The 14,452-nt window shown below is 60.9% G+C and carries 17 protein-coding genes; 7 read left to right on the forward strand and 10 right to left on the reverse strand.

Annotated elements, in window-relative coordinates; genetic code table 11:
• The 3 genes from VNX23_RS16925 to VNX23_RS16935 all read right to left on the reverse strand — a co-directional run.
• On the reverse strand, window positions 1–385 hold a 385-nt coding region (locus VNX23_RS16925), incomplete at its 3' end, for a TRAP transporter large permease subunit (protein ID WP_325631851.1).
• A gap of 7 nt (window positions 386–392) precedes the next feature.
• The gene (locus VNX23_RS16930) at window positions 393–902 is read right to left on the reverse strand and encodes a TRAP transporter small permease (RefSeq protein WP_325631852.1); all 510 of its coding nucleotides are present in this window, start codon (window positions 900–902) and stop codon (window positions 393–395) included.
• Between the two features lie 75 nt (window positions 903–977).
• Window positions 978–2,009, reverse strand: a complete 1,032-nt coding sequence (locus VNX23_RS16935; RefSeq protein ID WP_325631854.1) for a TRAP transporter substrate-binding protein — start codon at window positions 2,007–2,009, stop codon at window positions 978–980.
• A 291-nt stretch (window positions 2,010–2,300) separates the two neighbouring features.
• On the opposite strand from VNX23_RS16935, the gene pobA reads away from it, so the two are divergent.
• Both pobA and VNX23_RS16945 read left to right on the forward strand, forming a co-directional pair.
• A complete protein-coding gene (gene pobA, locus VNX23_RS16940; protein ID WP_325631856.1) occupies window positions 2,301–3,470 on the forward strand; it encodes a 4-hydroxybenzoate 3-monooxygenase in 1,170 nt (389 codons plus the stop codon).
• Window positions 3,471–3,576: 106 nt separating this feature from the next.
• Window positions 3,577–3,993 carry a PaaI family thioesterase gene (locus tag VNX23_RS16945; protein WP_325631857.1) on the forward strand — a complete coding sequence of 139 codons (417 nt, stop codon included), beginning with the start codon at window positions 3,577–3,579 and terminating at the stop codon, window positions 3,991–3,993.
• Window positions 3,994–4,065: 72 nt separating this feature from the next.
• Here VNX23_RS16945 and VNX23_RS16950 read toward each other — a convergent pair whose 3' ends face one another.
• Window positions 4,066–4,983: a LysR family transcriptional regulator gene (locus VNX23_RS16950; protein ID WP_325631858.1), complete on the reverse strand. Its 918-nt coding sequence runs from the start codon at window positions 4,981–4,983 to the stop codon at window positions 4,066–4,068.
• Window positions 4,984–5,111: 128 nt separating this feature from the next.
• On the opposite strand from VNX23_RS16950, the gene VNX23_RS16955 reads away from it, so the two are divergent.
• Both VNX23_RS16955 and VNX23_RS16960 read left to right on the forward strand, forming a co-directional pair.
• A complete protein-coding gene (locus VNX23_RS16955) occupies window positions 5,112–5,660 on the forward strand; it encodes a carboxymuconolactone decarboxylase family protein (protein WP_325631859.1) in 549 nt (182 codons plus the stop codon).
• A 71-nt stretch (window positions 5,661–5,731) separates the two neighbouring features.
• The gene (locus VNX23_RS16960) at window positions 5,732–6,352 is read left to right on the forward strand and encodes a pyridoxamine 5'-phosphate oxidase family protein (protein ID WP_325631860.1); all 621 of its coding nucleotides are present in this window, start codon (window positions 5,732–5,734) and stop codon (window positions 6,350–6,352) included.
• Here the strand turns inward: VNX23_RS16960 and VNX23_RS16965 are convergent.
• Both VNX23_RS16965 and VNX23_RS16970 read right to left on the reverse strand, forming a co-directional pair.
• Window positions 6,324–7,214, reverse strand: coding sequence for an EamA family transporter (locus VNX23_RS16965; RefSeq protein ID WP_325631862.1), 891 nt, complete (start codon window positions 7,212–7,214; stop codon window positions 6,324–6,326). The genes VNX23_RS16960 and VNX23_RS16965 overlap by 29 nt on opposite strands.
• Window positions 7,215–7,263: 49 nt before the next feature.
• Window positions 7,264–7,992, reverse strand: coding sequence for a glutathione S-transferase family protein (locus VNX23_RS16970; protein ID WP_325631863.1), 729 nt, complete (start codon window positions 7,990–7,992; stop codon window positions 7,264–7,266).
• A 223-nt stretch (window positions 7,993–8,215) separates the two neighbouring features.
• On the opposite strand from VNX23_RS16970, the gene VNX23_RS16975 reads away from it, so the two are divergent.
• Window positions 8,216–8,911 carry a YafY family protein gene (locus VNX23_RS16975; RefSeq protein WP_325631865.1) on the forward strand — a complete coding sequence of 232 codons (696 nt, stop codon included), beginning with the start codon at window positions 8,216–8,218 and terminating at the stop codon, window positions 8,909–8,911.
• A 403-nt stretch (window positions 8,912–9,314) separates the two neighbouring features.
• Window positions 9,315–9,614: a YkgJ family cysteine cluster protein gene (locus VNX23_RS16980; RefSeq protein WP_325631866.1), complete on the forward strand. Its 300-nt coding sequence runs from the start codon at window positions 9,315–9,317 to the stop codon at window positions 9,612–9,614.
• 289 nt (window positions 9,615–9,903) lie between these two features.
• Here the strand turns inward: VNX23_RS16980 and VNX23_RS16985 are convergent, their stop codons facing one another.
• The 4 genes from VNX23_RS16985 to VNX23_RS17000 all read right to left on the reverse strand — a co-directional run bounded on the left by VNX23_RS16985 (window position 9,904) and on the right by VNX23_RS17000 (window position 13,309).
• A complete protein-coding gene (locus VNX23_RS16985; protein WP_325631867.1) occupies window positions 9,904–10,608 on the reverse strand; it encodes a DUF1223 domain-containing protein in 705 nt (234 codons plus the stop codon).
• A 375-nt stretch (window positions 10,609–10,983) separates the two neighbouring features.
• Window positions 10,984–11,220 (reverse strand): hypothetical protein, encoded by a 237-nt coding sequence (locus VNX23_RS16990; RefSeq protein WP_325631868.1) that lies wholly within the window; start codon window positions 11,218–11,220, stop codon window positions 10,984–10,986.
• Between the two features lie 720 nt (window positions 11,221–11,940).
• Entirely contained in the window at window positions 11,941–12,399 is a 459-nt protein-coding gene (locus VNX23_RS16995; RefSeq protein ID WP_325631870.1) for a nuclear transport factor 2 family protein, read from the reverse strand.
• 40 nt (window positions 12,400–12,439) lie between these two features.
• Window positions 12,440–13,309, reverse strand: a complete 870-nt coding sequence (locus VNX23_RS17000) for an SDR family NAD(P)-dependent oxidoreductase (RefSeq protein WP_325631872.1) — start codon at window positions 13,307–13,309, stop codon at window positions 12,440–12,442.
• 175 nt (window positions 13,310–13,484) lie between these two features.
• Here VNX23_RS17000 and VNX23_RS17005 point away from each other — a divergent pair, with 175 nt between their 5' ends.
• Entirely contained in the window at window positions 13,485–14,348 is an 864-nt protein-coding gene (locus VNX23_RS17005; RefSeq protein ID WP_325631874.1) for a LysR family transcriptional regulator, read from the forward strand.
• The last annotated feature ends 104 nt before the right edge of the window (window positions 14,349–14,452 follow it).

Below are 14,452 nucleotides of genomic sequence, written 5' to 3' on the forward strand. Positions count from 1 at the left end.
AGGCCACCGCGGAAAAAGTCGCAGCTGTCGCCACGGACGAGCCACAGATCGCGGCAAAGCCGCCGCACGCCGCGACCGTGGCGATCCCGAGGCCGCCGCGCAGATGTCCGACGAAGCCGTTGGCGGCACGGAACAGATCGCGGCTCATGCCGGAATTGCTGACAAAAGTCCCCATCAGCAGGAACATCGGAATGACACCGAAAGTATAGTCGGTCACCGTGCGCATCGAGGTCTGGCCGACCAGTTTCAGCGCCGGCGTGCCGCCGACCAGATAACCGAAGCCCGATACGCCGACGAGCCCCATCGCCATGCCGACCGGCACGCGCAACAGCATCAGCGCAAACAATGCGACAAATCCTAGGACCGCGACGGCATCGGTGCTCATGCCGCTCTCACTCGGTGCCCGCGATCTTGGGGTCGTGCATCTCTTCCGGATGGAAGATCAGTCGATAAGTACGGATCGCGATCAGAAGCACCGCCGAGACGTCGCCGGCCCACGCGACCGCGAAGAACGGCCAGGTCGGCATGTGCATATCGAATGTCGTGACATTGTCGTTATAGGTGCCGCGCACCTTGTCGAACAGCGTCCACGTCTGCACCGTCACCACGAGCAACAGAACCAGCGTCGCAAATACGTCGATCAAGCGCTGGTATTTCGGGTCGACATTACCCCAGATCAGATCGACGGTGATGTGAGTGCCGCGATAGCTGGTGGCGGCAATGCCCCAGAAGATCAAAATGCCGAGCAGCAGACGCCCGATATCGAAGGAATCCGGGATCGAATAGCTGAAAAGATTGCGCAGCAGAACCGCGACGAAGATGTTGAGGGCGACAATGCCGACAAATCCGGCCGCAATCCATTCGATCGTGTCGATGAAACGATCCATAGATGTGCGCTTCATTTCCGCTCCACACGGCCTTCAGTATTGCGAGGCGAGAGCACGGCGGCGGGAGACCGCCGTGCCATGCAGGGGGCCTTACTGCGTCAAGGCGTTGTACTTGGCGAGCGATGCCCGCAGCTCAGTCAATGCCGCGTCCGGGTCGACCCCGGTTTTCTTGACGCTGTCGGCCCAGGTCTTGATCAGCGGCTCGGACGCCTTCTTCCACAGCGCCGTCTGCTCCGGTGTCAGCGTGTACACTTCCTGACCGGGCTCCGCCTTCACCTTGTCGAGACCGGCGTCTTCGAATTTGCCCCAGGGCTCACCGACGCGACCGGCGGCTTCGGTATTGCAGTTGTCGTCGATCGCCTTTTTCTGCCGGTCGGACATCTGGTTGTACTTGTCCTTGTTCATGACGAAGGCGAATGTCGTGACGTAGAGCGGCGCATCCATCTGATATTTTGTCACCTTGTCGATACCGAACAGCACCAGCGATCCCCACGGGAAGGTGACGGCATCGGCAACGCCGCGCTCGATGATGTCACGCACTTCCGGGGCCGAAGACTGGACATTGGTGCCGCCGAGCTGGGTCACGAAATTCGCGATCGTGGCGTCGGCGGGCCGGATTTTCATGCCCCTGATGTCGTCGGGCACGACAATTTTTTTCGTGCGCGAATGGAACGAGGACGGCGCATGGATGAAGGCAAGGCAGAACTTGACGTCCTTCATCTCCTTCTCGGCGTATTTGCGGTACCAGTCATCCAGCGCCATCGAGCCGCCCTTGGCGTCCGACATCAGGAACGGAAGCTCCCCGGCGCCAATGATCGGAAAACGGCCGGGCTGGTAGCCCGGATTGACATAGGCGATATCGGCAATGCCATCGCGCGCCATGTCGTAATGGTCGAACGCCTTGCCGAGTTGCTGGGCCGGAAAGACCTTGTACTTGATTGTGCCGCCGGACGCCTTTTCGACCGCGGCGCCCCAATCCTCGAGCGCCTTCTGCAGGGGATGGCTCGCCGGCACCCAGTGCGACAGTTTCAGCTCAAACGTCTTCTCCTGCGCTATGGCGGGCGATACGAAGGCTGCAACCAGCAGCGCCAGTACCGCCGATCTGAAGTCCCTGCACCACAAGCGGCGAGTTCGTTCAGGGACTTCAGATCGATAAGCGGTGCTGGAATCAATAAGTTTGCTAGTGCCCCTGACTTTCCGAAGTTCGTGAAAGGTGGGTGCTGCGATGGAGCACGAACTTCGGAAAGTGGGCACTAATAGCGTTTTCCTCATCGAGTGTCCCCTTGCAGCATCAGGGCTTCGGTGGCCCTTTGCAGACATTGTTATATGATATAATTGACAGCGCAACTGCGCGGCCACGCCAGCCGACATGGTGGCTCAGGTTCAAACCCAAAACAATTGCGGGAGCAAGTGTTGCGAACAAAGGTAGCGATCATTGGCGCGGGGCCGGCGGGGTTGTTGCTGGGACAATTGCTTCACACTTACGGCGTCGACAATCTCATCCTGGAGCGCCACACCGGCGAATATGTGCTCGACCGGATTCGCGCCGGGCTCCTTGAAGAGGGAACGGTGGCACTGCTCGATGAAGTCGGGGCCGGCAGCCGCGCCCACGCCGAGGGACTGGTCCACGAGGGCATCGAGCTTGCGTTCGGCGGCCGCCGCCATCGGGTCGATCTGAAGGGCGCCACCGGCAAGACGGTGACGATCTACGGCCAGACCGAAGTGACGCTCGACCTGATGAATGCGCGGCGCGACGCGGGCCTGGCCTCGATTTATGAGGCTGCCGACGTCACACCCCTTGACTTTGATACCGATCACCCGCGCGTCAGCTATGTCAAGGACGGCGCAACCCACGAGATCGCCTGCGATTTCATCGCCGGCTGCGACGGCTTCCACGGCATCAGCCGCGCCAGCGTAAAACCTTCCGCGATCGAGACATTCGAGCGGATCTATCCGTTCGGCTGGCTCGGGATTCTTTCGGATACGCCGCCGGTCAGCCACGAGCTGATTTATTCCAACCATCCGCGCGGATTTGCCCTTTGCACCATGCGTTCGGCAAGGCGCAGCCGCTACTATGTGCAATGTCCTCTCGAGGATCATATCGATCAATGGCCGGATGACCGGTTCTGGGATGAATTGAAGCGACGGCTGGACGACGAGGCCGCGGGCAAGCTGGTCACGGGCCCGTCGATCGAAAAGAGCATCGCACCGCTGCGCAGTTTCGTCGCCGAGCCGATGCGGTTCGGCCGGATGTTTTTGGCCGGCGACGCCGCCCATATCGTGCCGCCGACCGGCGCCAAGGGACTGAACCTTGCGGCAAGCGACGCGCATTATCTGGCGCGAGCCTTCCGGGAATATTACGACGAAAGCTCCTCGGCCGGCATCGATCATTATTCGGAAAAGGCATTGTCGCGGGTCTGGAAGGCGGTGCGCTTCTCGTGGTGGATGACATCGATGCTGCACAAGTTCCCGGATACGGGGACTTTTGGCGCGCGAATCCAGCTCGCCGAGCTCGATTATGTGACGCATTCAAACGCGGCGACGACGTCGCTGGCGGAGAACTACGTCGGCTTGCCGTATTGAAGGCGCTGGTCGTTCTCGCTCAAACTCTGTTTCAAACTTTGTAGGCGGTGCAATTCGCGCAAGCCTGGCGTTCAATCAACCATCGCCACTCACAAAGATTTGCGCGATGACCGATTTGGATATTCCTGCCGGATTCGAGCGTCAGACCCGGCACAGCCCTCTCACCGATCCCTGGGAGCCGATCTATTCGAAGCAAACACCCGATGCGATCATCCTGGGGCTTCGGCTGGCCAAGCCGCATACCAACGCACGCGGGTTCGTCCACGGCGGGTTGATTGCAGCGCTGGCCGATAAAGCCATGGGCCACAGTTGCGGCCACAAAATGCGCGGCGTCTATTCGCTGGTGACGGTCAGCATGTCGATAGATTTCATCAGCAGCGCCCAGATCGGCCAGTGGCTCACGGTCGAGACGGACGTGATCAAGACCGGCGCCACGCTTTGCTTCGCCCAGTGCCTGGTGACCGCCGACGACGTCGCCATCGCACGCGCGAACGGAACCTTTCGCGTGGTGAAGAAGCAGTGAATCGTCATTTGTGACGTCATTCCGGGGCGATGCGAAGCATCGAGCCCGGAATCTCGAGGTTCCGGGTTCGCGCTAAGCGCGCCCCGGAACGACGGCCTCACCAAAATGCCAGTCGCTGATTTCGATCACGAGATCGACGAAGGTACGCACCTTGGCCGACAACAGCCGCGACGTCGGATAGACGATGTGGATCGGCAATGGTGGTTGCTCGAACTTCGCCAATACGATTTTCAGGGCGCCTTCCTTGATCGCCTCCGCAGCCTGATAGGCCAGCACCCGGGTCAGGCCGCCGTCCTTTGCGGCATACTGGATCGCGGCATCGGAACTGTTGGTCGTCAGCCGCGGCGCCGGCGCGACGCGAACCTCGTCGCCATCCCTGACAAAACGCCAGTCGGCCTGCGGCGATAGCGCGCTGATCTGAATGGTCTGGTGGGAGGCGATGGCCTCGGGTGATCGCGGCTCGCCACGCACCTTGAGATAGGTGGGAGAGGCCACCACGATGCGTCGCATCTCGCCGACATGGCGCGCCACCAGGCTCGAATCGGCGAGGTGACCTATCCTGACGGCAGCGTCGACGCCCTCCTCCACCAGATTGATCATGAGATCCGACAGCCGCAGCTCGGCCGCCACTTCCGGATAGCGCTTCAGGTATTGCGACATCACCGGCGCGACATGGAGGCGACCAAATCCGACCGGCGCGGACACCACCAGCCTTCCGCGCGGCAGCGCATGTTCGCCCTCTGCCGCGCCTTCGGCTTCTTCGACATCGGCAAGGATTTGCCGGGCGCGCTCCAGATAGCGGGCGCCGGCCTCGGTCAGCGCGACCGAGCGCGTCGTCCGCTGCAACAGCCGTGCGCCGAGCCGATCCTCCAGCGCCGCGATCGGGCGCGTCACGCCCGAAGCCGAAAGCCCCAGTTTGCGCGCCGCCGGCGCGAAGCCCCGCAAGTCCGCGACCGCAACAAAGGCCTGCATGGCATCGATCCGATCCATTAGACTATTTCATAAACTGCAATAATGAAATGTCAAATGCGACGATTGTGCCTATATTCAGGGATCATCATATTTCCCAGCGCCGGCGAGCAAGTGCTCGCGCGACAGCGAACCCAGAGGAACGTCCCATGCCCCGCCTGCCTACTCCCGCCTCGATCGAAGCCTCCCCCGCCGCAGCCCAGCCGCTGCTTCACGCCGTCGAGAAGCAGCTCGGCGTGGTGCCGAACCTGTTTCGCGTCGTCGGCAACAGCCCGGCCGCGCTCGAAGGCTACCTCGGACTGAACGGCGCACTCGGAAAGGGTGAACTTGAAGCCGCAACGCGTGAGCGCATCGCGCTCGCCGTGGCCGAGGCCAACGGCTGCGACTATTGCCTGTCGGCGCACACCTATCTCGGCAAGAATCTGGCAAAGCTCTCGGAAGCCGAAATCAGCGCCAATCGCAACGGCAGCTCGAGCGATTCGAAAGCGGCCGCCGCGGTTCGCTTCGCCGTCAAGCTGGTGAAAGCGCGCGGGCATGTCGCCGATGCTGACGTTCAGGCGGTCAAGAAGGCAGGCTATAACGACGCGCAGGTGATAGAGATCGTGCTGCACGTCGCCCTCAATACGCTGACCAACTATGTCAATGAGGTCGCAAAGACCGAGATCGACTTCCCGGTCGTGACCGCCAAGGCAGCTTGAGGCCAAGATCCCGGCGCACCTTTTGCGGGGTGCGCCGCATGGGCGCGACAGCTGAAGTAAAGGAGGTTTCGATGTCCGATACCTGCACTCTTTCCAGCGACGTAGCGTTCACGCCCGCCGTGAAAGCGATCCAGGCCATCAAGGGATCGCGCGAGATCTACGAGGAGCGCGGCAACTGGCGCACCGAGGTCGACGAAGACCTCGCCGCGTTTCTGGCGGACGCCACCAGCTTTTATCTCGCCACCGCTTCCAGCGCCGGCCAGCCCTATATCCAGCATCGCGGCGGGCCAAAGGGTTTTATCAAGGTGCTGGACAGGAACACGATTGCGTTCGCCGACTACCGCGGCAACCGGCAATACATCACGCTCGGCAATCTCTCGGAAAATCCGAAGGCCTACATCTTCGTGATGGACTATGCCCATCGGCGCCGGGTGAAGATTTGGGGCGAGGCGCGCGTCGTCGCCGACGATCCCGCGCTGATACAATCGCTGATGCCGAAAGGCTACAAAGCCCGCCCCGAGCAGGCGATCCTGTTCCGGATTTCGGGGTGGGACACCAACTGCCCGCAGCATATTCCGCAAAAATTCGATGCCGCGGACGTTGCGGCGGCACTCGCCGCGCGCGACGCTCGCATCGCGGAACTGGAGGCGGAGATCGCAAACCTCAAGGCCGAGCCCAGACCTGCCGCCTGAGGCCGCCCAAAGAGGCCGCCGAAACGTTGAGAATCAAACCGGCGAATACCAGGCCGCTGCCGACGATTTCGATGCGGGTGATCTGCTCTCCGAGCAGCATGTGCGTGCTGAGAATCCCGAAAACCGGCACCAGCAGGCCAAACGGGGCAACCGCTGCTGCCGAATAGCGGCTCAGCAGCCTGGTCCAGAGCCCGAGAGCGCCGAGCGTCGTCGCGTAGGCCAGAAACAGGACCGCACCGACCGAGGCCATACTCGGATGAAGAAGTGCGGCCGTTACTGGTGCGCGACCATCAATAAGAAGAGAAAGGACAAGCAGCGGCAGTGGCGAAACCGGACAACTCCAGACGACGAAGGCGAAAGTGTCGCTCGGACGAGCCGCCTTCGTGATGATGCTGCCCCCAGCCCAGGCAAGAGCTGCCGCCGACACCAGAGCAAATGGGACAAGTTCCACAGTGCCGTTCTTGAGCACACCAATGAGCGCCACGCCGACAAGCGCCACCAGGCTGCCTGTAATCTCCAGCGGCAGCGGCTTTTCGCCGAAACAGATATACGCCAACAACACGGTAAAACAGACCTGCGTCTGCAGGACGACCGAAGACAGGCCGGCCGGCATTCCGAGCCTGATGGCGCTGTACAGCAGGGCGAACTGGAAGGCCCCCATCGTCAAGCCAAATGACACCACGAATCGTATCGGCACCTCGGGGCGCCTGACGAAGAAGATCGCAGGGACGGCAGCGAAGAAAAAGCGCAGGCTCGCCAGAAGCAGCGGCGGAATCTCCCTGACGCCGAGTTTGACCGCCACAAAACTGGTGCCAAAGACAAGGACCGCGATCAGCGCGATGAAGATATCACGAAGCTTCATTGGTCATTCCACCTCATGAAGACGCCCGACAGTTTGTGGCAAGCGGCGGTCACGCCGCCTCACGTTGCGATTTCCACGAAAACTCCGGGAAATATTGCAGCATCATCCGATCGACATAGGCGGCGAGGTTTTCGAACCGATCGGCTCGCTCTCGAAGCTGTGAGTCAAAGAAGGGGGTGAGGATTCCAGCCAGCGCGCCGAACGCGGTGGCATCGGTGCCGCAAGGTGAATCACCCATCAGATAAGGCTTGTCTCCAAGCCGGACCGACAGCGCCAAAAGCGATCGAGCCGCAAGATCGACGTCTTCGTCCGGCGCGTGACGCCCAAGACCGCTCAAAAGATAATTCTCCGCGACACGGAATTGAGCATCCTCGCGAAGTTTCTCGCGCAGATGTTCCGGCGCCGCATCGAACAAATGCGCCGGTCCCTTGGCAAAGTTCTCCGGATCGACCCAGCGCGCGCCGACCATGGCCCAGTAAAGGTGATGCTCGATCATGCGTTCGAACGCCCAGGCTTGAGCGCGGTCCTGCAAACTGAGCGGAGCGTCGAAATCGAAACCGTATTTGCCTTCGAGATGCGCGCGAATGAAGGTGGAATCGGCAATCACTTCGCCGTCGTCCTCGATGAAGGGCAACTGCCCCTTGGGCGAAGCCGTGGGCCTCGCCCTTTCCTTGCGATAAAGGAGGCCGGCCATCTTCAGCTGCACTTCGGTCTTGGTCACAAAAGGGCTGATTTCCGGCAGGCCAAATCCGGAGCCGAAGCCATAAAGAATGATCATGACAGCACTCCCGATTTCCTGAGCAGGCGCCTGAAGCTAGTGACCGCCTGCTGCCACCGTGGTGTCAGCAGCGGCGACATCGCGGCCCAAAGATCGAGGCCGTAGATGATGATCATGGATAAAATCCTCTCGGTTTGAATGCTGTCCCGTTATACTTGCCACCTGCTGCCAACATGCTGTCAGCATCCGACGGCAGCCTTGCAAGAAAAACGCGAGATGGATCATGCGACGTGCCGACCGCCTGTTTCAGATCATCCAGGTGCTGCGGCGAAGCCGGAAGCCGCTCACGGCGGACGCAATCGCAGCCGAGCTCGAAACCTCGAAGCGAACGATTTACCGCGATATCGCCACGCTGATCGAACAGCGCGTTCCGATCCGCGGTGAGGCAGGCATGGGCTATATTCTGGAGCGGGGTTTCGACCTGCCGCCGTTGATGCTCACGCCGGATGAGATCGAAGCGGCGGTGCTGGGCGCGCAATGGGTCACCGGCCATGCCGATGCCGTGTTGTCCCGCGCCGCCCAGGATCTGATTGCGAAAATTGCCGACACCGTTCCGGAGCGCCTGAGGCCATTTGTACTCGAACCGGCAAGCCGCGCCGCCGGCTCACGCAAGGAGCCGGATCGCATCGACATGGCGCGGACACGCACGCAGATCCATGAAGGAAAGAAAATCGCGCTGCGCTACCGCGACGAACACGGCCGCCACAGCGAGCGCACGGTCTGGCCGATCGCGATCGGCTACCATGAGGCCGTGCGGATACTGGCCGCCTGGTGCGAGCTTCGAACGGATTTTCGCAGCTTTCGCACCGACCGGGTCATCGATGCCGTCTATCTCGACGAGAAATATCCGGAGCGGCGCGACCTGCTCAGGGCGAAGTGGCGAAGGAGTCTGGTTTGGGAGCATCCGAGCGATGTCTGATCTCGCACATTCGCGAGCTGGCCGATCAGGCCTTTCCGCGCTAGTGTCCTGATTCCGAAGTTCGCATCATTTTGCGGCCATCTTGTTTGCGAACTTCGGAATCGAAAGGACACTAGTGGTCCGATTCTAACATTCGCCCGCCATTGCGGCAGGCGCTTTTGCGAATGTTAGAATCAAGGGACCACTAGCAAATATAGGATTCTAGTGGAGTTTAGGATTTGACATTCGCTTAACGAGCTTGCGGCCGGCTGGGCAGCGAATGTCAAATCCACTCCACTAGTAAGTCATCGTTTTCTAGTGTGGCCTTGGTTCAGAAGTCCGCATGACGAACTCGCAGCAGCAAGGATGCGGACTTCTGAACCGCCACACTAGGCCATCGCGCATGGAAAAGAATGATCCGGCCATGACAGTCGAAAGCCCGTGCCAGGCGTGCGGCGCCTGCTGCGCCTGTTCGTCGGACTGGCCGCGCTTTACCACCGAGGATGACGCCGCGCTCGATCTCGTTCCGCCAGAACTCGTCAACGAGCGAGGATCGGGCATGCGTTGCAACGGCGACCGCTGTGCCGCGCTCTCCGGCCAGATCGGAGTGGCCACCTCCTGCCTGATCTATGCCGTTCGTCCGGAGGTCTGCCGAACCTGCATGCCCGGCGATCCCGAATGCATCGTCGCGCGGCGACGGCACGGGTTACCGCCGTTGGAGTGAGTGTGCTAAAGCGTGATGATTTTCGGTTGAATCACTCTTTCAGTGGGCAGTTCACCTCTTCCCGGCGGGGAGAGGGCGGATCGCCCCTGACGATGCGAAAGCATCGTCCAGTACGATCCGGGTGAAGGGGGCACCGCTGATACGAAAGACCGTAACTCTCACCCCAACCCTCTCCCATCGAAGTTGGATTTATCCGACTTCGACAGCTGACAATGCCCAACTCGGGTAGACCCGAGTTGGGTGGAGAGGGAGCATACCTCCGTTGTGGCTCTAATCTCGCGCAAACCGATCAGGTCGAACCGCTGCCGTTAAGCCGCGACGCGCCGATGATCCGGCCATCGGGCGCTTCCAGCACGACCGCGACGTCCTGGCCTTCCGGGAAACGCTCGCTGATGCGCATCGCCGTGCCCGACCATTGCCCGACTGAGCGGATCGACCTGACGACATTGGCTTCGACCAGCGTCCGGCCAGAGTTTTCGCCGCGGCCGACTGCGGTGGTGTGTTCGTGGTCGAAGCCGATCAACAAGATGTTGCCACTGCCGCTGCCAGCGCCGACCTCGATCGAAACCTGTTCGCCGTTTTTCGTCACGCTGACCGGGGCCGCGGTGCGGCTGTTGCGCTTGGCATTTTCGATGGCCGAGTTGACCTCGCCGCGCGCCGAGCCGACCATGCTGGCGGCGCCATCGACGACCATTTCCGGCGTATAGGACCCATCGCCAAACCGACGGCCGTAAACGTCCTGGCGCCGCGTGGCGGCTTCCATCGAGAACGGATCCTTCCATCCCAGGCGATCCCAGTAAGTGACGTGGAAGGCGAGCGCCAGCACATCGCGCCGCTGCTTCGACATTTCGTTCAAAAAGGCGTTTGCCGGAGGACAGGAGTTGCATCCCTGCGAGGTGAACAATTCGACCACGACCGGCCGCTCGGCGGCGAGGCTGGCAGCGGGCGAAAAACCGGCGATCAAGACGAGTGACAAGACTAAGCGCGAGAGCATGGCGATCCTCCTTGCAGCGGTGCACCTTCTTCGCGCCGGGGGAGCCAATTGTTACGCCTGCCCAAGTGCTTACTGGGCACACCAAGCACACGAATTCTTGAATACGCGGCCTCTGAAGGGCGCGGGTCCAGTTCACTTGTGCGGGAGGGCACAAGGATGTTCAACATATAGTTAGGTGCGGAAAGCTCAGCCCAGATCGGTTTCGAGAGCTTTTGGCGATGAACGTCGCGCGCGACCTGAAGGTTCAAGCATCGCCTGGAAGATGATCATCGGCAAATAAAACAGGAGCATGGCGATTTATCCTTGATACCGGGCAACACCCGTCGAGTGCCTGGGAACGGTTTGATCGCTCATCTGGCGATCGAGGCGAAGGTCTCACGATCTGCCGCCATCGACCCCCGTTTGAGGGAAGATTTGATCGCGAAACAGAAACAGCCCTAAGCCGAACAGGGATGCACACGCTGAGACGAAAAGCACGATCTTCGCAACGTTAGCCATGTCCATGTTGAGATCCCCCAAGCCCCAAGCGTTTTTTAGCAGCTTGGGCACGGCGCGGGCGTACCATTGATGCATCAGTCCACAAAGAAAACGATTCTGCAACAGATGGAACAAGCCTTTTTACCGCCGCTCCGATCGCAAAGAGTACGGCGTCCAAGTCTTGATGATCTCGCGGTTGAGTTAACAGCTCGATAACAGCACGGCCATCAGCCCCGCAATGTTCAACTTTAATTTAGGCGACAAACACGTTGGGCGAGAGCAGCCTCTCCGTCCGACTTGCTGAGGAGGAACGCATGGGCAAATCTGCGATCCGACTTCTGATACTGGCCGTTTGTGCGACCTCATTGGTGATGGTTCCGACGGTCGATCCAGCGAAGGCCGCTTCAAGCAGCAGCAAGAAGCACAAAAGGCATGTGCACGTCCAAAGGACGCCGGGCTTCGGCGGCGCGTGGGGCAGCACCTGGTATGCCGGTCAAGCGCCTGCGCCTGTCGCGAGGCCGTCAGGTCCGGTCTGCCCAGGCAGTGGCCGCAGCTTCGACTGCAAGGTATGGCCTCCGCCCTTCGACGAGGACCCCGATCGGAAAGCTTCAGGTTCGGATGCCGGCGGCTAGAGCATGATCCGGACCCGAAGGGCCGCGTTAGCGCAAAGTGGAAACCGGTTTTCCCTTGGCAGACAAACGCGGAGCGCGTTTACGCGCCGTCGCTGCGCTTCGGCTGGTACGTCCTCCGTTCTGAAGCGGGGGGTTAGTGTGGTGGTTCAGAAGTTCGCAAACAAAATCGCCGCAAAATGATGCGAACTTCGGAATCAGGACACTAGTGGCCCCGCACTCTGTGTCAGAACATTCCGTTCGGATTGGCGCGGGGCAAGTTCGGCGCGACCCAAGGGGCCGAGTTTTTCGGGTCGCCAGCAAATTGCAGCACATCCCAATGCTCGATCGCCTTGCCGTCGGCATCCATTCTGTAGATGTCGACCCCGGCGATCCCGGTATCATTCGGATCGTCGTTGAACAGGTTCAGAAAGTTGACGTGAGCCCAGACATAGTCACCGGAGGCGATGATGCGATGGACCACGACGCGAGCCCTGGCGCGTTCGCGCGTGACCTGGGCAAAATATTTGCCCAGTGCTTCCGAACCGTCTGCGATCAGCGGATTGTGCTGAACATAAGAAGGACTGGCAAGCTTGGCCGTAGCCTCCTCCGACTTCTTGCGGTTTATCATCAAATCATAGAGGGCAAGGACATTATCCTTGTTGCGAACGGCGCGGGTATCTTTGGGATCGACGAGGGTAATCATGGTCATTCTCCTGTTTGTCTGATGTGAAAGTGGGCAGGCTTCAGGTCAGGCCGACGAGCCGGAGGCGCAGCGCATCCTGCTCGACGTCGGACTTCTCACGCACGAACCGCAGCATTTCTTCCGCGTCCGGCCCCAGGGGCGCGCGCCGCGGTGCTGGCGTTTGTTCGGCAAGCTCAATCGCTCTTCGGGCCGCGGCGGCTGAATCGAGACCGCTGTCCTGCATGCCGTTGAGAGCATTTGCGAAGGTTTCGAATGTTTGTCCGTACAGATCGCGCTGTTCAGGCGTCATGGCGTCGGCGGTCCGGGCGAGTGCCGTTGCCGTCTTCGCCGGACCGCCGGTTCTCATATTGCCGGCCGGCACGACGACGACGTCGACGCCGAAGGGTTTCAATTCGGCCCGATAGACGCTCGCGAAAACCTCCATCGCCGCCTTCGATGCGCCCGATGGCCCGTTGAAGGGAAGCGGAAGGCTGGCGGTCCAGGTACTGATCTGCACGAAGCGGCCACGGGCTTTGCGAAGCGCCGCCAGGAATGCATTCACGACCGACAGCGCGCCGAAAACGTTGACGTCAAACTCGCGCCGCACGGCCTCAAGCGGCAGAACTTCCAGCGGCCCAGGTGTGAGAATGCCGGCGTTGTTGATCAGGAGATCAAGGCCGCTGCCGCCCAGCGCGTCGGACACGCCGGCGGCCCACGCTCTCACGGAGTCTTCCCTGGTGATGTCGCAGACCGTCAGGCTGACGCGGCCGCCGGAGGCCTGCTTCAGATCCTCGACTTCCCCGGTCGAGACGGCCGTACCGAAAACGATGTAACCCTTGGCGGCGAGCCCTAGCGCAATGTCGCGGCCAAGACCGCCGCCGGCCCCGGTAATTGCGGCGGACCGTCCCGAATTTTTCGATGCCAATGACATGACAGGCTCCTTTTGTTCGATGGCGCTGGATACGGACCGGGTCAGCGGACCTGAGTGGCGCGGATGGGCCCCCTCGGGACTGATCCGTCTGTTGCTCGCCATCAGGGATATCGTTCCATTTTGCGACGTGGTAGTCTCGCGATGAGGCTATCTGTGTCGCTAAAAGTGGAACGCGATGGATTTGGAGGATCTGGAGACGTTTGTTGAAGTAGCCGGTGCCGGTGGCGTATCGGCGGCCGCGCGCCGGCTCGGCGTGTCAAAATCCATTGTCAGCCGCCGGTTGGCCCGTCTTGAAGGAGAGCTTGGTATCCAGCTTCTGGCGCGGACGACCCGCGGGGCCGCGCTCACCGAAGCGGGCGTGACATTCCGCGACCATGCCGCGCGGGCCTGCGCGGAAATCGATGTTGCGCGTGAGACAATACTGCCGGCGGGCGATCTGCGCGGCAGATTGCGGATCGCGGCGCCGCTATCCTTCGGCCCCACGCATTTAGCGCCCGTGCTTGCGCAGCTGGCGCGGCGACACCCGCGCCTTCACGTACAATGCAGCTACAGCGACCGTTTCGTCGATATCGTCGGCGAAGGTTTTGATTGCGCCATTCGCGTCGGCTACCTCAGCGACTCGAACCTCATCGCGCGGCGGATCGGCCCCGTCCGTGGCAAGCTCGTCGCCAGCCCGGAATATGTCAGTGAGCATGGCGCTCTTGAAACGCCCGACCAACTGCTCGCGCATGAATGTCTCATGCAAGGCACCGAGGCCTGGTCCTTCATGGATGGAGACAAGACGATCACCGTGCACCCGCAAGGTCGATTCAAGGCGGACAACGGATTGGCTCTCGCTTCCGCAGCCGTTGCCGGTCTCGGCATAGCCGCGCTGCCGGATTTCTTGATCGAGAAAGAGTTGGCGTCGGGCGCTTTGGTAGCGCTCATGAATCGCTATCCGCTCACCGAAATCGGAATCTTCATTGTCCGACCGCCGGGGCACCACCCCGCGCGAAAGGTCAGAGTGCTTACGGAATTGCTGATCGAGCATTTCGGGTAATTTGATTGAGCGCGAAGCAATGACTGAATACTTGGAGCGGGCGAAGGGAATCGAACCCTCGTATGCAGCTTGGGAAGCTAGGCGTCTGTCAATCGCGACAATGG

It is taken from the genome of Bradyrhizobium sp. (assembly GCF_035570375.1).
In the GTDB taxonomy this organism is placed as follows: domain Bacteria; phylum Pseudomonadota; class Alphaproteobacteria; order Rhizobiales; family Xanthobacteraceae; genus Bradyrhizobium.